Raw genomic sequence first — 23180 nt, 5'->3', positions numbered from 1 at the left:
GGATAGCTGGCGGACAGCCTTTAATAGTCTTGGCGAGTCTGTCGATGTAGGATACAAGGCCTTCATTCTAGACATAGCGCCGTCTGGCGCCTAGCTGCCCATGACCATTGCGAATTCCCCGTACCAAGCCTTTGCCACCCTGCTGACCTCCAGCGGCCACAACGTCTCGCCTGCCGAACTGCACGGCGTGCTGCTCGGGCGCAGTTGCGCCGGTGCCGGCTTCGATAACGAAGGCTGGCTGATCGACGCCGCCGAACTGCTCGAAGGCGACATCCAGGACAACGTCCGCAACGCCCTGATCGGCCTGCAAGAGATGGTCAAAGGCGAGCTGACCGGCGACGACGTCACTGTCGTTCTGCTGCTGCCGACCGATGACGCGCCGCTGGCCGACCGCGCCGCTGCACTGGGCGAGTGGTGCCAGGGCTTCCTCAGCGGGTTCGGCCTGAACTGCCGCGACAGCAGCATGCTCAGCACTGAAGCCACCGAAGTGCTGCAGGATCTGGCCGCCATTTCCCAAGTGCAAGACGCCCTCGAAGAATCCGAAGACGGCGAAACCGACTACATGGAAGTCATGGAGTACCTGCGCGTCGCGCCGCTGCTGCTGTTCTCGGAAACCAAGAAAACCGACGTGCCGCCAGCCGCCAAGCCGTCGCTGCATTAATCGCGTGCCAGGGAAAGCCATCTGCCCATGACCCATATCCCGAAAGCGGAATACAGCCGTCGCCGCAAGGCCCTGATGGCGCAGATGGAACCCAACAGCATCGCGATCCTGCCCGCCGCCGCGGTGGCCATTCGCAACCGCGACGTCGAGCACGTCTATCGTCAGGACAGCGACTTCCAGTACCTCAGCGGGTTTCCCGAGCCGCAGGCTGTCATCGTCCTGATGCCCGGCCGCGAGCACGGCGAATACGTACTGTTTTGCCGTGAACGCAACGCCGAACGCGAATTGTGGGACGGTCTGCGCGCGGGGCAAGAAGGCGCGATCCGCGACTTTGGTGCCGACGACGCCTTTCCGATTACCGACATCGACGACATCCTCCCGGGCCTGATCGAAGGCCGCGACCGGGTGTATTCGGCGATGGGCAGCAACCCCGAATTTGATCGTCACCTGATGGACTGGATCAACGTGATCCGCTCCAAGGCGCACCTCGGTGCCCAGCCGCCGAACGAATTCGTTGCCCTGGATCATCTGCTCCACGACATGCGCCTGTATAAATCGGCGGCAGAAGTGAAGGTGATGCGCGAAGCCGCACGGATTTCGGCGCAGGCTCATATCCGTGCGATGCAGGCCAGTCGGGCTGGGCTCCACGAGTACAGCCTCGAAGCCGAACTCGACTACGAATTCCGCAAGGGCGGGGCGAAGATGCCGGCCTACGGTTCGATCGTCGCCGCCGGGCGCAACAGCTGCATCCTGCATTACCAGCAGAATGACGCGTTGCTCAAGGACGGCGATCTGGTGTTGATCGACGCCGGTTGCGAGATCGATTGCTACGCCAGCGACATCACTCGTACCTGGCCGGTCAACGGCAAGTTTTCGCCCGAGCAGAAAGCGATCTACGAATTGGTCCTGGCCTCGCAGGAAGCAGCGTTCGCCGAAATCGCCCCGAACAAGCACTGGAATCAGGCGCACGAAGCCACGGTTCGAGTCATTACCACGGGGCTGGTGAAACTCGGTTTGCTGCAAGGCGAGGTCGACGAATTGATCGCCAGCGAAGCCTATAAGGCGTTTTACATGCACCGCGCCGGCCACTGGCTGGGCATGGATGTACATGACGTCGGCGAGTACAAGGTCGGCGGCGAATGGCGCGTGCTGGAAGTCGGCATGGCGCTGACCGTCGAGCCGGGCATCTACATCGCCCCGGACAATCAAAACGTCGCGAAGAAATGGCGCGGCATTGGCGTGCGCATCGAGGACGACGTGGTGGTGACCAAAACCGGTTGTGAAATCCTCACCCACGGCGTGCCGAAAACCGTCGTTGAAATCGAAGCGCTGATGGCGCAAGCAAGGACACACGCGGCATGAGTCGAGTCAATCTGGCAATCATCGGTGGCGGTCTGGTCGGCGCCAGTCTGGCGTTGGCCTTGCAGGCCGGGGCCAAGTCCCGTGGCTGGAAGATCGTGCTGATCGAGCCGTTTGCCCCCGGCGACAGCTGGCAGCCGAGCTACGACGCACGTTCGTCGGCGCTGTCCTTCGGTTCGCGGCAGATTTATCAACGCTTGGGCGTGTGGCAGGAAATCTCCCGCCGTGCCGAGCCGATCAAACAGATTCACGTTTCCGACCGTGGCCGCTTCTCCACCGCGCGTTTGTCGGCGATGGAAGAGGGCGTGCCGGCACTCGGTTACGTGGTGGAAAACGCCTGGCTCGGCCAGTGCCTTTGGCAGCACATCGACAAAGACGTGATCAGCTGGCGCTGCCCGGCGGAAGTCACGCGCATGGAGCCGCTGGCCGATGGCTATCGCCTCACCCTCAACGATGAAACCACGCTTGAATGCGATCTCGCGGTACTTGCCGATGGCGGGCGCTCCGGGCTGCGCGAACAACTGGGCATCAACGTGCGCAAGCGTCCGTACAACCAGAGCGCGCTGATCGCCAACATCACCCCGAGCGAAGCGCACAACGGCATGGCCTTCGAGCGCTTCACCGACGAAGGGCCGATGGCGCTGCTGCCGCTGCCGGAGAACCGCTGCGCTCTGGTCTGGACCCGTCTGGGTATGGACGCGCAGCGTCTGGCCGATTTGAGCGAGCGCGATTTCCTCAGCGAATTGCAAGGCGTATTCGGTTATCGCCTCGGTACGCTGAAACAGGTCGGCGCGCGACATTTGTACCCGTTGACGCTGGTCGAGGCCGAAGAGCAAGTGCGTTCGCATCTGGCCGTGCTCGGTAATGCCGCGCATAGCCTGCACCCGATCGCCGGGCAGGGTTTCAATCTGTCGCTGCGTGACGCCGATGCCTTGGCCGCTGCGCTGCTGGCCAGCGATAAGCCGCTGGGCGACTTCGCCACATTGCAGGCTTATCGCGAGCGTCAGCGTCTTGATCAGGACCTTACCGTCGGTTTCTCCGATCAGGTCACGCGGCTGTTCGGCAGCACGCAGCCATTGGTGTCGCTGGGCCGCAACATCGGTTTGCTCGGTCTCGACCTGTTGCCGCCGGCCAAACGCTGGTTTGCGCGTCAGGCCATGGGTTTGGGAACGCGTCCGGATGCTTAAGTGGTTGACCGCTAAATTCGGCAAGGCGCGGTTGATGCGCTGGGTGATGACGTTCTACCCGCCCTACCTCGGCGCTGGCGTACGCGTTCGGCACATCAGCGATGATTTCCGCGACGTTCAGGTGTCGATGGGCCTTGGCTGGTACAACCGCAACTACGTCGGCACGCAGTTTGGCGGCAGTCTGTATTCGATGGTCGATCCGTTCTTCATGCTGATGCTCATGGAAAACCTTGGCTCGAAGTACATCGTCTGGGACAAGGCTGCCGACATCGATTTCATTGCACCGGGCAAAGGCCCGGTGTTCGCCCGGTTCAATATCGACGAGACCTTGCTCGCCGAGATTCGCCGGCAAACCGCCAATGGCGAGAAGTACCTGCCGCAGTTGCAGGTCGACATTCATGACGGCGCCGGCAATCTGGTGGCGCGGGTCGGTAAAACCCTTTATGTGCGGCTCAAGCCGCAAGCGAGACAGGCTTAAAGCATGGACATGCGCGCAGATCTGCTGATTGTCGGAGCCGGAATGGTCGGCAGCGCCCTGGCGTTGGCGTTGCAGAACAGCGGGCTCGAAGTCCTGCTGCTCGACGGCAGCCCACTGAGCGTCAAACCGTTCGACGCTGAAGCTGCGTTTGAACCGCGCGTGAGCGCCCTGTCAGCGGCGAGCCAGCGCATTCTTGAACGCCTCGGTGTGTGGGATGGCATCGCCGCACGCCGCAGCAGCCCGTACACCGACATGCACGTGTGGGATGGCAGCGGCACCGGGCAGATTCACTTTTCGGCGAGCAGCGTGCATGCCGAGGTGCTTGGCCACATCGTCGAAAACCGTGTGGTGCAGGATGCCTTGCTCGACCGTTTGCACGATTGCGATCTGGGCATGCTGGCCAATGCGCGGCTGGAACAGATGCGTCGCTCCGGTGATGACTGGCTGCTGACGCTGGCCGATGGTCGACAGTTGCGCGCGCCGCTGGTGATTGCCGCTGACGGTGCCAACTCGGCAGTGCGACGTCTGACCGGTGTGGCGACGCGTGAGTGGGATTACCTGCATCACGCCATCGTTACCAGCGTGCGCAGCAGCAAGTCGCACCAGATGACCGCGTGGCAGCGCTTTACCGATCACGGGCCGCTGGCGTTTCTGCCGCTGGAACGTGACGGGCAGCAGGACTGGTGCTCGATTGTCTGGTCGACCACGCCGAGTGAGGCCGAGCGCTTGATGGCGCTGGACGAAGCGGATTTCTGTCGTGAGCTGGAGCGCGCTTTTGAAGGCCGTCTCGGCGAAGTCATCAGTGCCGATCCGCGACTGTGCGTACCGCTGCGTCAGCGGCATGCCAAACGTTATGTGGCCGAAGGTCTGGCGCTGATTGGCGATGCGGCGCACACCATTCATCCGTTGGCGGGGCAGGGTGTGAACCTTGGCTTCCTTGATGCGGCGGTGCTGGCCGAAGTGCTGTTGCAAGCGGCGGAGCGCGGTGAGCGTCTGGCGGATGTGAAAGTGCTGAGCCGTTACGAGCGTCGGCGCATGCCGCATAACCTTGCGCTGATGGCAGCGATGGAAGGGTTTGAGCGGTTGTTCCAGGCGGATCCGTTGCCGGTGCGCTGGTTGAGGAATGCCGGTTTGAAGCTGGTGGAGCAGATGCCCGAAGCGAAGGCGTTGTTTGTGCGGGAGGCGTTGGGGTTGACCGGGGATCTGCCGGCACTCGCCAAGGCCTGACATCTGTATTGAGGCTGAAGGCCTCTTCGCGAGCAAGCTCGCTCCCACAGTGGTCGGTGTGAAACATCATTTTTGTGAACACATCAAACCCTGTGGGAGCGAGCTTGCTCGCGAAGGGGCCAGAGCCGACACCAAAGATTTCAGGCTGTGCAACATCTGGTAACTCCTTCAAAAAGACTTCGATTGAGGTGGTAAATGTGAGTCCTTATCATTTGGCCCACATTTTCCGACCGAGAGACCACTCCCATGTTGGCACCCAAGCGTCTTCTGACCGCACTGGCCCTGACCCTGATCGGCAGTACAACCGCTCAGGCCGCTGATGAGGTGGTGGTTTACTCGTCGCGCATCGATGAACTGATCAAACCGGTGTTCGATGCCTACACCGCCAAGACCGGGGTGAAGATCAAGTTCATCACCGACAAGGAAGCGCCGCTGATGCAGCGCATTAAGGCCGAAGGTGAAAACGCCACCGCCGACCTGCTGCTTACCGTCGACGCTGGCAACCTCTGGCAAGCCGAGCAGATGGGCATTCTCCAGCCGTTCACCTCGAAAACCATCGACGCCAACATTCCGCTGCAATATCGCTCTTCGACTCATGCCTGGACTGGCCTGAGCCTGCGCGCGCGGACCATCGCCTATTCGACTCAACGGGTGAAGCCGGGTGAACTGACGACTTACGAAGCCCTGGCCGACAAGAACTGGGAAGGGCGCTTGTGCCTGCGCACGGCGAAGAAGGTCTACAACCAGTCGCTGACCGCGACCATGATCGAAGTCCACGGCGCGGCGAAGACCGAGGAAATCCTCAAGGGCTGGGTGAATAACCTCTCCACCGACGTGTTCTCCGATGACGTAGCGGTGCTGGAAGCGATCAACGCCGGCCAGTGCGACGTCGGCATCGTCAACACTTACTACTACGGTCGCCTGCACAAGCAGAAGCCGGAGCTGCCGGTAAAACTGTTCTGGCCGAATCAGGCGGATCGTGGCGTACACGTAAACCTGTCGGGCATCGGTCTGACCAAGCATGCGCCACACCCGGAAGCGGCCAAGGCTTTGGTCGAGTGGATGACCACGCCTGAGGCGCAGAAGATTTTTGCTGACGTGAACCAGGAATTCCCGGCCAACCCGGCGGTGGCGCCTTCCGAAGAAGTGGCGGCGTGGGGCAAGTTCATTGCTGATACCTTGCCGGTGGAAGTGGCGGGCAAGCGTCAGGCCGAGGCGATCCGGATGATGGATCGGGCGGGTTGGAACTGAATCGTTTCGAAAGATTTGTTTGATTCAAAAACCAGCCCCTCACCCCAGCCCTCTCCCAAGGGAGAGGGAGCCGACTTGTGTTGTTTTCGACACTTGAGTTCGGCTCGATAATTCAGGTCGGCGTAAATCGAAAGAGCACCTCGGTCAGTCCCCTCTCCTCTGGGAGAGGGTTAGGGTGAGGGCAGCAATCTCAACCTGAAACACCTCATCCAAGAACACCCCATTCCCTCCAGAGACCCAAAAGTGGCCCACCACGCCCAACGCCGCTGGTACCCCATCGTCTTCACCATCGCCGCGCTGGTGCTGTTGCCGCTGAGCGTTCTGCTGCTCTCATGGCAGGCCATCGACCAACAAATCTGGTCGCACCTGTGGCAAACCCAGATGCCGCGTCTGCTCGGCAACACCCTGACGCTGGTCGTTGGCGTCGGTGTCGGTGTGACGCTGCTCGGCGTCAGCCTCGCCTGGCTCACCAGCCTCTGTGAATTCCCCGGCCGGCGCTGGCTCGACTGGGCGCTGATGCTGCCGTTCGCCATCCCCGCGTACGTGCTGGCCTTCGTTTTCGTAGGCCTGCTCGACTTCGCCGGTCCCGTACAGAGCCTGCTGCGTGAATGGTTCGGCACAGGCCTGCGCCTGCCGCGCGTGCGCTCCACCGGCGGGGTGATCATCGTGCTGGTGCTGGTCTTCTATCCCTACGTTTACCTGCTGGCGCGCACCGCGTTTCTCGCGCAGGGCAAAGGCCTGATGGAAGCCGCGCGAGTACTCGGTCAGTCGCCGTGGCAAGCTTTCTGGCGAGTGGCGTTGCCAATGGCGCGTCCTGCGATTGGCGCCGGCGTAGCGCTGGCGCTGATGGAAACCCTCGCTGATTTCGGCGCAGTGTCGGTGTTCAACTTCGACACCTTCACCACGGCCATCTACAAGACCTGGTACGGCTTTTTCAGCCTGCCGAGTGCGGCGCAACTGGCGAGTCTGTTGCTGCTGGTGGTGATGCTGGTGCTGTATGGCGAGCGTCGTGCGCGTGGCGCCAATCGGGCGAGCAACGAGCGGCCACGGGTCAAAGCCCTGTATCACTTACGCGGGTTCAAGGCGCTCGCGGCAATGAGCTGGTGCGCAATGGTGTTTGCCTGCGCCTTCGTGATTCCGGTGCTGCAACTGGTTGTCTGGTTCTGGCAGCGCGGGCGTTTCGATCTCGATGAACGCTACGCCGGGCTGATTCTGCACACCCTTTATCTGGGCGGCATGGCGGCGCTGATTACCGTAAGCGTTGCGCTGCTGCTGGCGTTTGCCCGGCGCTTGGCGCCGACTCGGGCGATCAACTCTGGAGTTGGTCTGGCCAATCTTGGCTACGCCTTGCCGGGTTCAGTGCTGGCGGTGTCGATCATGCTGGCGTTCAGTTATCTGGATCGCGAACTGGTGATTCCGCTCTCCGCTTGGCTTGGCGGCGCCGGCAAGCCGTTGCTGCTCGGCAGTCTGGCGGCATTGTTGATGGCCTATCTGGTGCGTTTTATTGCCGTGGCTTATGGACCATTGGAAAACAGTCTGGCGCGTATACGGCCATCTTTGCCCGAAGCGGCACGTAGCCTGGGTGTCAGTGGGCCGCGACTGTTTTTCAAAGTGTATCTGCCGCTGTTACTGCCCGGCACGCTGAGCGCGGCGCTGCTGGTGTTCGTCGATGTGCTCAAGGAAATGCCCGCGACCCTGCTGATGCGCCCGTTTGGCTGGGACACGCTGGCCGTACGCATCTTTGAAATGACCAGCGAAGGCGAATGGGCACGGGCGTCATTGCCGGCGCTGACCCTGGTTCTGGTCGGGTTGTTACCGGTCATCGGCCTGATTCGCCGCTCTGCCCATAGAAACACTTAGTAGTGAGTCCTGAATCATGCGGCTACAATGCGCGGCATTCGGTGCGGTTCGTCTGACAGATCTTTTCGCTGAAATTGGTTGAAAGCCTTCTATTACGAGGCTTTCACGCTGTGCAGCGACTGTCCGCACCTTCGCCACGCCCGGAAGGAGAAACCCATGGGACAGCGTACGCCTCTGTATGACCTGCATCTCGCCCTTGGCGCGAAGATGGTCGATTTTGGCGGTTGGGACATGCCCCTGCATTACGGCTCGCAGGTCGAGGAGCACCACGAGGTGCGTCGCGATTGCGGGGTATTCGATGTTTCCCACATGACCGTAATCGACGTCACCGGTACCCAGGCCAAGGCCTGGCTGCAGCATTTGCTGGCCAATGACGTTGATCGTCTGCACCGCCCCGGCCGTGCGTTGTACAGCACCATGCTCAATGAGCGCGGCGGCATCGTCGATGACATGATCGTTTACCGCCTCGACGATGCGTATCGTCTGGTGTTCAACGCTTCGACCCGCGATCAGGATCTAGCCTGGATGAACGCGCAGCGCGGTAGTTACGACGTGCAACTGCACGAACGCGCCGAACTGGCGATGCTCGCCATTCAAGGCCCGCAGGCCCGGCACAAGATTGCCGAACTGGTCACCCAGTCGCGCGCCACGCTGATCCAGCACCTCAAACCCTTCGAAGGCTATACCGACGGCGACTGGTTCATCGCCCGTACCGGTTATACCGGTGAAGATGGTCTGGAAATCTGCCTGCCAGCCAGTCAGGCGCCGGGGTTCTTCAACGATCTGGTCGGCGCCGGCATTTCCCCGATCGGCCTCGGCGCCCGTGACACGCTACGCGTCGAAGCCGGGATGAACCTTTACGGTCAGGACATTCATCAGGACGTTTCGCCGCTGGCCTCGAATATGGCCTGGAGCATTGCCTGGGAACCGGCCACGCGCCAGTTCATCGGTCGCACTGCTCTGGAGGCGGAAAAAGCCGCCGGAGTTGCGCACAAACTGGTCGGCCTGGTGCTGGAAGAACGCGGTGTTTTGCGCGCTCATCAGGTGGTTCGTATCGCTGATGTTGGCGAAGGGGAGATCACCAGTGGTAGTTTCTCTCCTACGCTAAGCAAATCGATTGCCCTGGCGCGTGTGCCGATGGCAACCGCCGACCGCGCCGAAGTGGAAATCCGTGGCAAGTGGTACCCGGTACGGGTGGTCAAACCGACGTTCGTACGCCATGGCAAAACTTTGATCTAACCTTTTTTGGCGGGCATGACCGCTGACCCAATTCCCGAGGACACCGAAGATGAGCAATATCCCCGCTGAACTGCGTTTTGCCGAAAGTCATGAATGGGCACGTCTGGAAGCTGACGGCACCGTCACCGTGGGCATCAGCGATCACGCGCAGGAAGCGCTGGGCGATGTGGTGTTCGTCGAGCTGACTGAAGTAGGCAAGGTGTTCGCTGCCGAAGATCAGGCCGGTGTGGTTGAGTCGGTGAAAGCCGCGTCGGACATCTATTCGCCGATCAGCGGTGAAGTGATTGCCGTCAACGACGAGCTGGGTGGTTCGCCTGAACTGCTGAACTCCGACCCGTACGGCGCGTGGATCTTCAAGCTCAAGCCAACCGACAAGGCTGAGCTGGACAAGCTGCTCGATGCCGCTGCCTACAAGGCTGCCATCGGCGAGTAAGCGTTAAGCAATACCCAAAGCCCCGACCCGTCGGGGCTTTTTCATGGGCGGCACAAATCCCCTGTAGGAGCGAGCTTGCTCGCGAAGGCGGTTTTACATTCAACATCTTCCGCGACTGACACACCGCTTTCGCGAGCAAGCTCGCTCCCACAGGGTCAGTGTTGATCTTGAAAATTTAGCCTTGGCATGGGCTGCTATGCTGGTTTGACCGTGTTGCATTGACGCCGAGCGCCAGCCAAGAGAGAGCCCGTCATGTCCCAGTTGCCGTCCCTGAGCCAGTTACGCGACCCCGATGCCTTCCTGCGCCGCCACCTCGGTCCCGACGCCGCCGAGCAACAAGCCATGCTCGACAGCCTCGGTCTCGGCAGCCGCGTCGAACTGATCGAACAGACCGTGCCGCCGGGCATTCGTTTCAACCGCGCGCTCGATTTGCCCCCCGCGCTGGATGAACAAGCAGCACTGGCCAAACTGCGCGGTTATGCCGAGCAGAATCAGGTCTGGACCAGTCTGATCGGCATGGGCTACCACGGCACCCTGACGCCGACCGTCATCCTGCGCAACGTCCTGGAAAATCCCGGCTGGTACACCGCGTACACGCCATATCAGCCCGAGATCGCTCAGGGCCGGCTCGAAGCGCTGCTGAATTTCCAGCAACTGACCATCGACCTCACCGGCCTCGAACTGGCCAACGCTTCGCTGCTCGATGAGGCCACGGCGGCGGCCGAAGCCATGGCTTTGGCCAAGCGTGTGGCGAAGTCGAAGAGCAATCTGTTTTTCGTCGATGAGAACTGTCATCCACAGACCATTTCGGTGGTGCAGACCCGCGCCGAAGGCTTCGGTTTCGAGTTGATCATCGACGCGGTGGACAACTTGAAGCAGCACCAGGTGTTCGGTGCGTTGTTGCAGTATCCCGACACCCACGGCGAGATTCATGATCTGCGGCCATTGATCGATCACCTGCATGCGCAGCAAGCGCTGGCCTGCGTCGCCACTGATTTACTGAGTCTGCTATTGCTGACACCGCCGGGCGAGTTGGGTGCCGATGTGGTGTTCGGTTCATCCCAGCGCTTCGGCGTGCCGATGGGATACGGCGGGCCACACGCAGCGTTCTTTGCCAGTCGCGAGGAATACAAACGGGCGATTCCGGGGCGGATCATTGGTGTGTCGAAAGACGCCCGGGGTAACGTCGCGCTGCGCATGGCGTTGCAGACCCGCGAGCAACATATCCGCCGCGAGAAGGCCAATTCGAACATCTGCACGGCGCAGGTGCTGCTGGCCAACATCGCCAGTTGCTACGCGGTCTATCACGGTCCGGAAGGCCTGAAACGTGTCGCCCAGCGCGTGCATCGGCTGACCTGCATTCTGGCGGCGGGGCTTGAGCGCAAAGGAATCAGCCGGGTCAATGCGCAGTTCTTCGACACCCTGACGCTGGAAGTCGGCGGTGCGCAAACGGCGATCATTGAAAGCGCTCAAGCCGCACAGATCAACCTCAGAATTCTCGGGCGCGGTCGTGTGGGGCTGAGTCTCGATGAGACATGCGATGAGAGCACCGTGGCCAAGCTGTTCGATGTGCTGCTCGGCGCCGATCATGGATTGAACGTCGACGAACTCGACGTCGAAGTGCTGGTTTCCGGTATCCCTGACAACCTCCAGCGCAAGACACCTTACTTGCGCCATCCGGTATTCAACGCCCATCACAGCGAAACCGAGATGCTGCGCTATCTCAAACAACTGGAGAACAAGGATCTGGCGCTCAACCAGTCAATGATCCCATTGGGCTCGTGCACGATGAAACTCAATGCCACCAGCGAAATGATCCCGATCACCTGGCCGCAGTTCGCCAACCTGCATCCGTTCGTACCGAGAGAGCAGGCACTCGGTTACACCTTGATGATCGAAGAACTGGAGCGCTGGCTGTGCGCAATCACCGGGTTTGATGCGATCTGCATGCAGCCCAACTCCGGCGCCCAAGGTGAGTACGCCGGGCTGCTGGCGATTCGCAAGTATCACGAGAGCCGTCAGCAGGGCGCGCGGGATATCTGTCTGATTCCGTCCTCGGCCCATGGCACCAACCCGGCTTCGGCGCAGATGGCCGGCATGCGTGTGGTGATTGTCGAGTGCGATGAAGCGGGCAACGTCGACCTTGAGGATTTGAAAGCGAAAGCCGCCGAAGCTGGGGATAAGTTGTCGTGCCTGATGGCAACCTATCCGTCGACTCACGGTGTGTACGAGGAGGGCATCAGCGAGATCTGCGAAGTTATCCACAAACACGGCGGTCAGGTGTACATGGACGGCGCCAACCTCAATGCGCAGGTCGGGCTGGCGCGACCAGCGGACATCGGCGCCGACGTGTCGCACATGAATTTGCACAAGACCTTCTGCATCCCACACGGCGGTGGCGGCCCGGGCATGGGGCCCATCGGCATTCGCGCGCATCTGGCGCCGTTCGTCGCCAATCATCCGGTGGTGCCAATCGATGGGCCGTTGGCGCAGAACGGCGCCGTCAGCGCGGCGCCGTGGGGCAGCGCGAGCATTTTGCCGATCAGCTGGATGTACATCGCCATGATGGGCCCGCAACTGGCGGACGCCAGTGAAGTGGCGATCCTGGCGGCGAATTACCTGGCGCAGCATTTATCCGGCGCCTTCCCGGTGCTATATACCGGGCGCAACGGGCGCGTGGCTCACGAATGCATTCTCGATCTGCGGCCATTGAAGGCGCAGACCGGAATCAGTGAGGAAGACGTCGCCAAGCGCCTGATGGATTACGGTTTCCATGCGCCGACCATGTCCTTCCCGGTGCCGGGAACCTTGATGGTCGAGCCGACCGAAAGTGAATCCAAGGCTGAACTGGATCGGTTTATCGGCGCCATGCTGAGCATTCGTGCAGAAATCACCGAAGTGCAGAACGGCAACTGGGCGGCCGAGGACAACCCGCTGAAACGGGCGCCGCATACCCTCGCGGATGTCACCGGAGTCTGGGAGCGGCCGTACAGCATCGAGCAAGGAATTACCCCGGATGCGCACACCAAGGCGCACAAGTATTGGCCGGCGGTGAATCGGGTGGATAACGTTTACGGCGATCGCAATCTGTTCTGCGCTTGTGTCCCGGTCGATGATTACCGCTGACATTCAGACTGTATGCGGTCCTTGTGGGAGCGAGCTTGCTCGCGAAGACGGCGTGTCAGTCGCCGCATATTTCGGATGTGAAATTGCCTTCGCGAGCAAGCTCGCTCCCACAGGGTTTTGTGCTGGGGTCAGAAGACAGGCAAAAAAATGCCGCTCGATTGAGCGGCATTTTTGCTTCGGCGAACGGCTTACTCGGAAGCCACGGCGTTCTTCGCCAGAATCGCATTCGCCAGTTCCATGTCTGTCGCCTGCAGGCCCGGATTGTCGGCGCGGACTTTCTGCATCGCGGCTTCCAGATACGGCCCACGAATGCCGCCGTCACTGGCAACGAAACTGCCGGCATCGTCCTGTGCGGCGATGATCAGCTTGTGATCCTTGAAGGTCAGATAGGTCGAACCGGTAGTCGCACCGGACGAAATGACGTTACGCCAAAAGCTGTCCGCCATGGCCGAACCAACGGGAAGGGACAGCAAGGCCAGAGTGGCGACAGCAAATTTGAGACGCATGATGAGATGACTCCTAGGGGTTAACTACGGCGTTGGATCGCCATTTCCACGATCCAGTTCCGTACCCGGCTATTCGGCGCTTTCCACCAGCAAAACCGCACCCTGCTGCCCGGTCACGCGCACGCGTTCGCCGAGCGCTGTGTCCGGCCCGCGAGCGATCCACACGCCATCGGCCACCTTGATCTTGCCGCGACCATCGACAATCGCCTCGCTGACCACGAACACTTTGCCGATCAATTCCTGACCGCGTAGGTTCAGCAGTGGTTGATCGCTGCTGCGCACTGCCGTGCGCTGGCGGCGCCACCAATACAGCGCCGTGAGAATCGAAAACACGGCAAACAGCAGCAGTTGAATCTCCCACGGCAGGGTTGGCAACACGAACGTGGTGACGCCGACAGCGGCCGCTGCCATGCCAATCCACAACAGGTAGCCGCCCGCCCCGAACACTTCGAGGATCAGCAACACGGTGCCCAGCCCCAGCCAGCTCCAGAAGGTGAACAGTTCGGTGGGCATGACTCAGGCCTTCTTGCCGTCGAAGGTCGCCTTGACGATTTCGCCGATCCCGCCCACGGCGCCGATCATCGAACTGGCTTCCAGCGGCATCAGGATCACTTTGCTGTTGTTGGCCGACGCCAGTTTGCCCAGCGCGTCGATGTATTTCTGTGCAACGAAATAGTTGACCGCCTGAACGTTACCGCCAGCGATGGCCTCAGACACCACTTTGGTCGCCTGAGCTTCGGCTTCGGCCTGACGCTCACGGGCTTCCGACTCGAGGAATGCGGCCTGACGACTCCCTTCGGCTTCGAGAATCTGTGCCTGCTTCTTGCCCTCGGCGGTGAGGATCGCCGAGGCGCGCAAGCCTTCGGCCTCGAGGATTTGCGCGCGTTTGATCCGCTCGGCTTTCATCTGCCCGGACATCGCCGCCATCAGATCGGCAGGCGGGCTGATGTCTTTGATTTCGATTCGGGTGATCTTGATGCCCCACGGCGCGGTGGCTTCGTCGACGGTGCGCAGCAGACGTTCGTTGATGTTGTCACGCTGGCTGAGCATCGCATCGAGTTCCATCGAGCCGAGCACGGTGCGGATGTTGGTTTGCAGCAGATTACGAATGGCGTGCTCAAGGTTGTTCACCTCGTACGCGGCCTGGGCGGTATTCACTACCTGGAAAAAGCACACCGCATCGATCTGCACCGTGGCGTTGTCGGCGGTGATGACTTCCTGCGGCGGGATATCCAGCACGCTTTCCATCACGTTGATCTTGCGCCCGATCCGGTCCATCACCGGAATGATGATGTTCAGCCCAGGCTTGAGGGTGTTGGTGTAGCGACCGAAGCGCTCGACCGTCCACTCGAAGCCTTGCGGCACGACTTTGAAGCCCATGAACAGGATGGCGACGGCCAGGGCCACAAACAGTAAAAGTACACTTCCGGTCTGCATAACGATTCCTTGTTGGATAGATCAGTGGCGCAAGTGTAACGGCGTGGCCCGGGGTTAAAAACAGATTGATGGCAATTTGCTCATTTGAGCTCGCTCTGCGGCGTCACGCGCAATACCTCTTCAACCGTGGTCAACCCCGCCGCGACTTTCTGCGCACCGGACAGACGCAAACTGCGCATGCCTTCCTTGAATGCCTGGCGGCGAATCGCCGTGAGGTCGGTGTCCGGGGTGATAAAAGCCTTGAGGCTATCGCTCAGTTGCATGATTTCGTAGACCCCGGCGCGGCCGCGATAGCCGGTGTCGCGGCATTCCACGCAGCCGATGGCGCGTTGTGCGTTGCTCGGCAACGGCGCCTGCCACGGGCGGGTCAGGGTTTGCCAGTCTTCCTCTGCCAGCGTCAGCGGCGCCTTGCAATGCGGGCACAAGGTGCGCACCAGTCGTTGTGCCATGACCCCGAGCACGGTGGCTTTGATCAGGTAATGCGGCACGCCGAGTTCGAGCAGACGACTGATCGCACTGGGCGCGTCGTTGGTGTGCAGGGTCGACAGCACCAAGTGTCCGGTGAGCGCCGCCTGAATCGCCATTTCAGCGGTTTCCAGATCACGGATCTCGCCGATCATGATGATGTCCGGGTCTTGCCGCATCAGTGCACGCACGCCGGCGGCGAAGCTCAGGTCGATGTTGTGCTGCACCTGCATCTGGTTGAACGCCGGCTCGACCATTTCGATCGGGTCTTCAATGGTGCAGAGGTTCACTTCCGGCGTCGCCAGTTTTTTCAGCGTGGTGTACAGCGTGGTGGTCTTGCCCGAACCGGTAGGACCGGTGACCAAAATGATGCCGTTGGGCTGGCGGGTCATGTCCTGCCAGCGGCGCAAATCGTCAGCGCTGAAACCCAACTGGTCGAAATCCTTGAGCAGCACTTCCGGGTCGAAAATCCGCATGACCATTTTTTCGCCGAACGCGGTGGGCAGCGTTGAAAGCCGTAGCTCCACTTCGCCGCCATCCGGGGTCTTGGTCTTGACCCGGCCGTCCTGGGGTTTGCGCTTTTCGGCGACGTTCATCCGCCCGAGGCTTTTCAGGCGACTGACAATCGCCATGGTCACCTGCGGGGGAAATTGATAGACGTTGTGCAGCACGCCGTCGATGCGAAAGCGCACGGTGCCTTGTTCACGCCGTGGCTCGATGTGGATATCACTGGCGCGCTGCTGAAAGGCGTACTGGAACAGCCAGTCGACGATGTTGACGATGTGCGCGTCGTTGGCGTCCGGCTCCTGATCGCTGGCGCCGAGGTTGAGCAGTTGTTCGAAGTTGCCGAGATTGCCGCTCTGGGCGTCGGCATTGCTGGCGCCGCTCACTGATTTGGCCAAGCGGAAAAACTCGACACTGAAGCGCTGGATGTCCGCCGGGTTGGCCACCACCCGTTTGATCGGCAGTTTCAACACGTGGGTCAGATCGGCTTCCCAGCCGGTGACGTAGGGCTGGGCGCTGGCCACGGTCACCGCATCGCGGTCGACCGCCACGGCGAGAATCTTGTGCCGTTGTGCGAAGGCGTAGGACATCAATGGCGTGATTGCGGCGACGTTGATCTTCAGCGGGTCGATGCGCAAATACGGCTGACCGGCCTGCTGTGCCAGCCACAGGGTCAGACTTTCCAGGTCGAGATGCTTGCCCGGACGGCTGAGGTCGTCGAGTTGCTGGCTGGCGATAAATTCCAGTGGGTGCATCTGGCCATGTGCTGCATGGCGGCGGCGGGCATTCAGCGCCTGCTCCGCCGAGTCCTGGCAGATAAAGCCTTGGGCGACCAGTTCACGCAACACCTCGTTGAGTTCCAGCCAGCGGTCCTGAGTGGCGAGTTGAACGGACATGCGGGCTTCCTTTTGAGCGACAGTGCGCAAAAGAATAGTCGTGACCCCGCAGACCGTTGGGCCACTACCCGACGAAGCCGTTGCCGGATTTGTCAGCCGGCCGCTTGTGCCGGCGCATCCCAAACGCTATCGGCGTTTTGCAGGTTCACCGAGCAGACGCTGATCAGGTTACGAAGTTTTTCTGCGATCACTTGCGCGCGATGCCAACTGCAACCGCCGATGACGATGTCGATCGACATCAAGTCATCCATTCGCTGCACGTTGACCTGCTCGGGTGTGAGGAATTGCAGGGCGAACAGGTTGAGCACCCGCACCAGCAAGTCCGGCTCGGCCTCGGCGAGGATTTGATATTGCGCCAGGCAATGGGCGTTGCTGACGTTCCAGACATCGGCGCGCGTTGGCGAGGTGGTTACGGCTTCGAGGTGCGGCATGACGAGTCTCCAAAATCTCTGGAGGAATTTTTACATTCGGCGCGGGGTATTTCTTGGCTATGATCGGCGTTAATGACGGCTGATCGCAAAGATCAATTCGCATAATCCTGTTATTGAGGTTTTTCTATGCACAGCGAGCTGGACAGCTACGACCGCAAGATTCTCGCCCTGCTGCAAGAGGATGCTTCACTGTCGAGCGCGCAGATCGCCGAGCAGGTCGGCCTGTCGCAATCGCCGTGCTGGCGGCGGATTCAGCGGATGAAGGAGGAGGGGATCATTCGCGGCCAGGTGACCTTGCTCGATCGCAAGAAGATTGGCCTGAACACGCAGATCTTCGCCGAGATCAAACTCAACGCGCACGGGCGTTCGAACTTCACTGAGTTCACCGAGGCGATTCGCGGTTTTCCGGAGGTGCTGGAGTGTTATGTGCTGATGGGCGCGGTGGATTTTCTGTTGCGGATTGTCGCGGCGGACATCGAGGCGTATGAGCGGTTCTTCTTCGAGAAGCTGTCGCTGGTGCCGGGGATTCAGGAAGTGAATTCGATCGTGGCGTTGTCGGAGATCAAGTCCACCACAAGCTTGCCGGTTTGAGGTAAGGCGGTGGCCTCTTCGCGAGCAGGCTCGCTCCCACAGGGGATTGCATTCCAAAGTGGGAGCGAGCCTGCTCGCGAAAGCGGTGTTACATGCGCAGGAGCATTTTCCACGCGCGATTCTGGTAAACCGCAATCGCCTGCTGCTTGCGCGCGTCGAGCAGTTCGTCAGTGATCGTCGGTTCGTTGGCCAGTTGCGCCAGCTTGTTCAGCTCGCCGTACAGACGGTCCATTTCCGCGATGTCCAGCACGTTACGAGCATGGTGCAGCCAGACCTGGATGCGCTCGATACGCGGCAGTTGCTCAGCCAGATCTTCCGGCTGCTGCTGATAACGCTGCAATTGCAGGGCCGTCGCTTCTTCGCCCAATGTGCGCGGCAACCAGCTGTGCAACTGCGCGCCGCCCTGACGATTACCACGTACGTTACGATCGGCGGTCCAGGTGCGAGCCAGCAGCCAACGCGAAGTGTTCAGTGAGAACGAGCCCCAGCGCGGGTCTTCGAGTTCTTCGAGGAACTGCTCCGGTGCGGCTTTGCGCACGTCTTCATCTTCGATACCGGCCTGCACCAGCGGGCGCCAGTCTTCCAGCAACGCATCCAGGGCAACGCGCAAATCGTGAGTCGACTGACGCGGAGCGGCCTGGCCGAGGCTGCTGAGCAGTGCGCGCAGTTCCGCGAGGTTCTCGACCCAGTCGAGCAACAGGCGCCAGTGGCCATTGAAACGGTACTGTTCTGCCAGACGCTGGCTGCTGCCGAGCAAGTGCCAGCTCAGTGCGGCGAAAGCGTCGTCGAGTTGGGTTTCCGGGGTCAACTCCGGCGCCGGCAGGCTCAGCGAGTAGCTGTTGGCGTCGTACAGACGATAACCGCGCTCAGCCTTGCTGATGTCGCACGGCATCAGGGCCAGGGTTTCGGCCAGTTCAGCGGCCAGTTCCAGCAGCGCGGCAGGTTCGCCCTCGCGCAGTTCCAGTTCCAGCTCGCAGATTTCTTCTTTCTGCTTGCCGACGACCACGTGACCGAGGTCCAGCGCGGCTTCGATGACCACTTTGGACTTGCCACGACCCCAGGCGATTTCGGCGCGTTCGCGGACGAAATCGGTGGTGAAGATCGGCTTGAGGGTTTTCTTGTCCAGTTCGGCCAGCGACTCGGGCCAGCATTCGCCGTCGAGTTTCTTCACGTCGAGCTTGGCTTTTGGCAACTTCCAGTCGTATTCATTGCGCTCGGACAGGCCGGCAACGCTCTGGCCACGGGTCTTGAGGGTCTGAATCACTTCGTCACCGTCCTTGCGCAGGCGCAGGGCGACTTTGGCCTGGGCCAGGTCGCGCTCGGGGGTGTCGAAATACTGGTTCATCAACTCACGGCGTTCCCAGCCACTTTTGTTGCGTTTCTTCAGTAACGGGTGCTCGCGCAGGGCGGCGAGGGTTTCGCGGCTGACGCGGAGTTTGATTTCGGTTTCTTTCTGCATGGCCGGAAAATCCAGGATCGGGAGCGCAGCCGGGGAATATGTGGCTGCCAAGGCCGTGCAGTGTACAGGACTGATTCGTCCTACGCCCTGCGGCGGTTTATTCCTGACGCCGGATGGTTCTATGATGGACTTCAAATCGGGAGTTGGAGTCAGCGATGCCTTTGCCGTCCATGCAAGACCAGTTCGCTGCGCTGATCGCCGCGCCATCGGTCAGCTGTACCCAGCCGAACCTCGATCAGTCCAACCGCGCGGTGATCGATTTGCTCGCCGGTTGGCTGGGTGACCTGGGTTTCAGCTGCGACATCCAGCAGGTCAGCCCCGGCAAGTTCAACCTGCTCGCCAGTTTCGGCAGCGGTCCCGGCGGGCTGGTGCTGGCCGGCCACAGCGACACGGTGCCGTACGACGATGCGTTGTGGCAGACCGATCCACTGAAGCTCACCGAAGTCGATGGCCGCTGGGTCGGCCTCGGCAGTTGCGACATGAAGGGCTTCTTCGCGTTGATCATCGAAGCGGTGTTGCCTCTGCTCGATCAGCCTTTCAAGCAACCGCTACTGATCCTCGCTACCTGCGATGAAGAAAGCTCGATGTCTGGCGCCCGCGCACTGGCCGAGGCCGGGCGTCCGCTGGGTCGTGCGGCGGTAATCGGCGAGCCGACCGGGCTCAAGCCGATCCGCATGCACAAAGGCATCATGATGGAGCGCATCGACATTCTAGGGCAGAGCGGCCATTCGTCGGATCCGCGCCTGGGCCACAGTGCTCTTGAAGCCATGCACGATGCGATTGGCGAACTGCGTGGCTTGCGCCTGTTGTGGCAGCGTGAATTCAATAATCCGCAGTTCAGCGTGCCGCAGCCAACGATGAACTTTGGCTGCATTCATGGCGGCGACAATCCCAACCGTATCTGCGGCCAGTGTTCGCTGGAGTTTGATCTGCGGCCGTTGCCGGGCATGGACCCGAAAGTCCTGCGTGCGGAGATTCTGCGCAAGCTCAACCCGGTGGCCGAGCGACATCAGGTGAAGATCGATTACAAACCGTTGTTCCCGGAAGTGCCGCCGTTCGAGCAGGATGAAGACGCTGAACTGGTGCGCATCGCCGAAAAGCTCACCGGTCACAGCGCCGAAGCAGTAGCGTTTGGAACCGAAGCGCCTTATCTTCAGCGCCTTGGCTGCGAAACCATCGTGCTCGGCCCCGGCGACATTGCGTGCGCGCATCAGCCCGGCGAGTACCTTGAAATGTCACGTTTGCAGCCTACCGTGCATCTATTACGGCAACTGATTGAACATTACTGCCTGACCCCGGACAAAGTTCTATGAATTGAACACTGTCCATGTGGGAGCGAGCTTGCTCGCGAAGGCGTCGGTCAGTCGACATTGATGTATCTGATACACCGCTTTCGCGAGCAAGCTCGCTCCCACAGGGATTGTGTTTTGCTCGATCAAACGCTGTAAATTGCCAGCACCCCAACCCGTATTCATGAGGAGAGCGCGCGTGTCGCCAAGCCTGTTCCGACGATAACCATCAGCCCGCTGTGCGTTTTCCGTTTCGCCCCTTTTTAGGCTGCTATTTATTACAGGCCCAGGTTCATGCCCGAATACGTCAATTGGCTTCGTCACGCGTCCCCTTACATCAATGCCCACCGCGACTGCACCTTCGTCGTCATGCTGCCCGGCGACGGCGTGGAGCATCCGAATTTCGGCAACATCGTCCACGACATCGTCCTGCTGCACAGCCTCGGCGTGCGCCTGGTGCTGGTGCACGGTTCGCGCCCGCAGATCGAAACCCGCCTCGCCGCGCGTGGGCTGACCCCGCATTACCACCACGGCATGCGCATCACCGATGCGGCGACCCTGGAATGCGTGATCGACGCGGTCGGCCAATTGCGCATCGCCATCGAAGCGCGTTTGTCGATGGACATGGCTTCGTCGCCGATGCAGGGTTCGCGTTTGCGCGTGGCCAGCGGCAACCTCGTCACCGCACGGCCGATCGGCGTGCTCGAAGGCGTTGACTATCACCACACCGGCGAAGTGCGCCGGGTCGACCGCAAGGGCATCAATCGTCTGCTCGATGAGCGTTCGATCGTGCTGCTGTCGCCGCTGGGCTACTCGCCAACCGGGGAAATCTTCAACCTCGCCTGCGAAGACGTCGCCACCCGCGCCGCCATCGATCTGGGCGCGGACAAGTTGCTGCTGTTCGGTGCTGACCTCGGCCTGATCGATGAGAACGGCAAACTGGTGCGGGAACTGCGCCCGCAACAGGTGCCGGCGCATTTGCAACGCCTTGGCAGCAACTATCAGGCGGAACTGCTGGATGCCGCCGCCGAGGCTTGCCGTGGCGGTGTGGCGCGCAGCCATATCGTCAGTTACGCCGAAGACGGCGCGCTGCTGACCGAGCTGTTCACCCGTGACGGTGGCGGTACGCTGGTTGCGCAAGAGCAATTCGAACTGGTCCGCGAGGCGGCGATTGAAGACGTCGGCGGCTTGCTCGACTTGATCAGTCCGCTGGAAGAGCAGGGGATTCTGGTGCGTCGCTCGCGCGAAGTGCTGGAACGCGAGATCGAGCAGTTCAGCGTGGTCGAGCGTGAAGGCATGATCATCGCCTGCGCGGCGCTGTATCAGATTGCCGATTCCGATGCCGGTGAATTGGCGTGTCTGGCGGTGAATCCGGAGTATCGCCATGGCGGTCGCGGTGATGAATTGCTGGAACGTATCGAAACTCGCGCACGGGCGCAGGGTTTGAAGACCTTGTTCGTCCTCACCACGCGCACCGCGCACTGGTTCCGTGAGCGCGGGTTCGAGCCGAGCAGCGTCGAGCGCCTGCCGGCGGCCCGAGCTTCGCTGTACAACTTTCAGCGCAATTCGAAGATCTTCGAAAAAACTCTGTAACCGAGGCGCTCCATTCGCGAGCAGGCTCGCTCCCACTCCTGTGGGAGCGACGGTGCGACGATTCGACCTGCTCGCGAAGCTTTTTACTGGGCGATGAACTTCGCGCTGACGTACGGTGAGTAGTCCGGCAGCACCGTTTCAACCTTGCCCTGTTCCTTCAAAAACTTCGCCGTCTCGCCAATCGCCTTCGCCGTGCCGCCGTCCAGCAGCGCCGTGGTTTGCTGTGCCTTGGCATCCGGGAACGCCGAACCTGCGAGCAATTCCGGTACATCGGCGGCATTGGCACCGGTCAGTTTGGCGATTTTCTGTACCGGTACCGAGTCAGCTGTCCAGCTGTCTTTATGCGCCGCGTAATCGGCAAATGAATCCAGCGTGACCTTGGCGAACTTCGCGACGACGTCGGGGTGCTTCTCGGCGAAATCCTTGCGCGCGACCCAAACCTCGAAGGTCGGCGCGCCCCACTGACCGACCTGCGCGGCATCAGTCAGGGTTTTGCCGGTCTTGCGGATTTCACCCAGCGCCGGCGACCAGACAAACGCGCCATCGATATCGCCACGCTTCCACGCCGCTGCGATCTCTGCCGATTGCAGGTTCACCACTTTGACTTTCGAGCTATCCAGCCCCCAATGCTTGAGTGCGCCGAGCAGGCTGTAGTGGGAGGTGGAAACGAAGGGCGTGGCGATGGTCTTGCCGACCAGATCCTGGGGTGTGTTGATGCCACTGCCATTGCGCACCACCAACGCTTCGGCGGCATTGATCTGCGCCGAAACGATGAACGCGACAATTGGCAGATTACGCGAGGCCGCCGCTGCCAACGGGCTGGAGCCGAGGTTGCCGATCTGCACGTCACCCGAAGCAATGGCTGTCACAACTTCCGGGCCACTGTTGAAGCGGCGCCAGTCGATTTTCTCGCCGATGGTCTTCTCGTAGACGCCGTCAGCCTGGGGGACTTTGCTCGGGTCGATACCGGTTTGATAACCCACGGTGAGGCTGGCGGCATGGGCAGAAAAAGAAATCAGAGCTGACACACAAACTGTAACAAATTGACTAGATAGTGCGCGTTTGGCCATCATGGCGTCGCCTTTTCGATAGGGTTTGACGAATTGCGGTTGCGCCAAAGCTAATCGATATAAAAAAAGGCTAACAAATACCATTTAGGAATGAGCTTAGTCGCCGATACGCTGTTTC

Annotated in this window: 20 protein-coding genes and 1 pseudogene; 14 read left to right on the top strand and 7 right to left on the bottom strand. The window is 60.8% G+C overall.

What is annotated here, in order from left to right; genetic code table 11:
* Positions 1-100: 100 nt before the first annotated feature.
* The 11 genes and pseudogenes from HUW52_RS29720 to gcvP all read left to right on the top strand — a co-directional run bounded on the left by HUW52_RS29720 (position 101) and on the right by gcvP (position 12821).
* Positions 101-661, top strand: a complete 561-nt coding sequence (locus tag HUW52_RS29720; RefSeq protein ID WP_016985920.1) for a YecA family protein — start codon at positions 101-103, stop codon at positions 659-661.
* A gap of 27 nt (positions 662-688) precedes the next feature.
* Complete coding sequence (pepP, locus tag HUW52_RS29715; protein WP_175555592.1) at positions 689-2023, top strand: Xaa-Pro aminopeptidase; 1335 nt, start codon at positions 689-691, stop codon at positions 2021-2023.
* Positions 2020-3207, top strand: coding sequence for a 2-octaprenyl-6-methoxyphenyl hydroxylase (gene ubiH / locus HUW52_RS29710; RefSeq protein WP_175555591.1), 1188 nt, complete (start codon positions 2020-2022; stop codon positions 3205-3207). Before pepP ends, ubiH begins: the two co-directional genes overlap by 4 nt.
* Positions 3200-3685: a DUF4442 domain-containing protein gene (locus HUW52_RS29705; RefSeq protein ID WP_095049393.1), complete on the top strand. Its 486-nt coding sequence runs from the start codon at positions 3200-3202 to the stop codon at positions 3683-3685. Before ubiH ends, HUW52_RS29705 begins: the two co-directional genes overlap by 8 nt.
* 9 nt (positions 3686-3694) lie before the next feature.
* The gene (locus HUW52_RS29700; RefSeq protein ID WP_175555749.1) at positions 3695-4912 is read left to right on the top strand and encodes a 2-octaprenyl-3-methyl-6-methoxy-1,4-benzoquinol hydroxylase; all 1218 of its coding nucleotides are present in this window, start codon (positions 3695-3697) and stop codon (positions 4910-4912) included.
* A gap of 246 nt (positions 4913-5158) precedes the next feature.
* The gene (locus HUW52_RS29695) at positions 5159-6163 is read left to right on the top strand and encodes an extracellular solute-binding protein (protein WP_016985925.1); all 1005 of its coding nucleotides are present in this window, start codon (positions 5159-5161) and stop codon (positions 6161-6163) included.
* Positions 6164-6406: 243 nt separating this feature from the next.
* Positions 6407-8023 (top strand): iron ABC transporter permease, encoded by a 1617-nt coding sequence (locus HUW52_RS29690; RefSeq protein ID WP_175555590.1) that lies wholly within the window; start codon positions 6407-6409, stop codon positions 8021-8023.
* A 156-nt stretch (positions 8024-8179) separates the two neighbouring features.
* The gene (gene gcvT, locus HUW52_RS29685) at positions 8180-9262 is read left to right on the top strand and encodes a glycine cleavage system aminomethyltransferase GcvT (protein WP_016983817.1); all 1083 of its coding nucleotides are present in this window, start codon (positions 8180-8182) and stop codon (positions 9260-9262) included.
* 49 nt (positions 9263-9311) lie between these two features.
* Positions 9312-9695 carry a glycine cleavage system protein GcvH gene (gene gcvH / locus HUW52_RS29680; RefSeq protein ID WP_016983816.1) on the top strand — a complete coding sequence of 128 codons (384 nt, stop codon included), beginning with the start codon at positions 9312-9314 and terminating at the stop codon, positions 9693-9695.
* 75 nt (positions 9696-9770) lie between these two features.
* Positions 9771-9848 (top strand): annotated as a pseudogene (locus tag HUW52_RS30575) (DUF4381 domain-containing protein); the annotation flags it as partial.
* 99 nt (positions 9849-9947) lie between these two features.
* Positions 9948-12821: an aminomethyl-transferring glycine dehydrogenase gene (gcvP, locus tag HUW52_RS29675; RefSeq protein ID WP_175555589.1), complete on the top strand. Its 2874-nt coding sequence runs from the start codon at positions 9948-9950 to the stop codon at positions 12819-12821.
* 188 nt (positions 12822-13009) lie between these two features.
* Here the strand turns inward: gcvP and HUW52_RS29670 are convergent, their stop codons facing one another.
* From HUW52_RS29670 to HUW52_RS29650, 5 genes are all read right to left on the bottom strand, one after another.
* Positions 13010-13327, bottom strand: coding sequence for a DUF2388 domain-containing protein (locus tag HUW52_RS29670; protein WP_016983814.1), 318 nt, complete (start codon positions 13325-13327; stop codon positions 13010-13012).
* Between the two features lie 69 nt (positions 13328-13396).
* Positions 13397-13840, bottom strand: a complete 444-nt coding sequence (locus HUW52_RS29665; RefSeq protein ID WP_016983813.1) for an NfeD family protein — start codon at positions 13838-13840, stop codon at positions 13397-13399.
* 3 nt (positions 13841-13843) lie between these two features.
* The gene (locus HUW52_RS29660) at positions 13844-14764 is read right to left on the bottom strand and encodes an SPFH domain-containing protein (protein WP_016983812.1); all 921 of its coding nucleotides are present in this window, start codon (positions 14762-14764) and stop codon (positions 13844-13846) included.
* Positions 14765-14844: 80 nt separating this feature from the next.
* Positions 14845-16629, bottom strand: a complete 1785-nt coding sequence (locus tag HUW52_RS29655) for a GspE/PulE family protein (RefSeq protein WP_175555588.1) — start codon at positions 16627-16629, stop codon at positions 14845-14847.
* Between the two features lie 92 nt (positions 16630-16721).
* A complete protein-coding gene (locus HUW52_RS29650) occupies positions 16722-17060 on the bottom strand; it encodes a hypothetical protein (RefSeq protein ID WP_016983810.1) in 339 nt (112 codons plus the stop codon).
* A gap of 126 nt (positions 17061-17186) precedes the next feature.
* Between HUW52_RS29650 and HUW52_RS29645 the strand changes: the two genes are divergently transcribed.
* Complete coding sequence (locus tag HUW52_RS29645) at positions 17187-17651, top strand: Lrp/AsnC family transcriptional regulator (RefSeq protein ID WP_016983809.1); 465 nt, start codon at positions 17187-17189, stop codon at positions 17649-17651.
* A gap of 88 nt (positions 17652-17739) precedes the next feature.
* Here HUW52_RS29645 and HUW52_RS29640 read toward each other — a convergent pair whose 3' ends face one another.
* Positions 17740-19110, bottom strand: coding sequence for an inorganic triphosphatase (locus tag HUW52_RS29640; RefSeq protein ID WP_016983808.1), 1371 nt, complete (start codon positions 19108-19110; stop codon positions 17740-17742).
* Between the two features lie 155 nt (positions 19111-19265).
* Here HUW52_RS29640 and argE point away from each other — a divergent pair, with 155 nt between their 5' ends.
* Both argE and argA read left to right on the top strand, forming a co-directional pair.
* Positions 19266-20423 (top strand): acetylornithine deacetylase, encoded by a 1158-nt coding sequence (argE, locus tag HUW52_RS29635; protein WP_175555587.1) that lies wholly within the window; start codon positions 19266-19268, stop codon positions 20421-20423.
* A 270-nt stretch (positions 20424-20693) separates the two neighbouring features.
* Positions 20694-21992, top strand: coding sequence for an amino-acid N-acetyltransferase (gene argA / locus HUW52_RS29630; protein WP_007913824.1), 1299 nt, complete (start codon positions 20694-20696; stop codon positions 21990-21992).
* 83 nt (positions 21993-22075) lie between these two features.
* Here argA and tauA read toward each other — a convergent pair whose 3' ends face one another.
* On the bottom strand, positions 22076-23065 hold the full coding sequence (tauA, locus tag HUW52_RS29625) for a taurine ABC transporter substrate-binding protein (RefSeq protein ID WP_371929231.1): 990 nt from the start codon (positions 23063-23065) through the stop codon (positions 22076-22078).
* Positions 23066-23180 lie beyond the last annotated feature (115 nt).

The sequence above is a fragment of the Pseudomonas sp. 43A genome (genome assembly GCF_013363935.1).
GTDB lineage: Bacteria > Pseudomonadota > Gammaproteobacteria > Pseudomonadales > Pseudomonadaceae > Aquipseudomonas > Aquipseudomonas crudilactis.
Note: the sequence above shows the minus strand (reverse complement) of the source record. Positions and strands in the feature narration are given on the sequence as shown.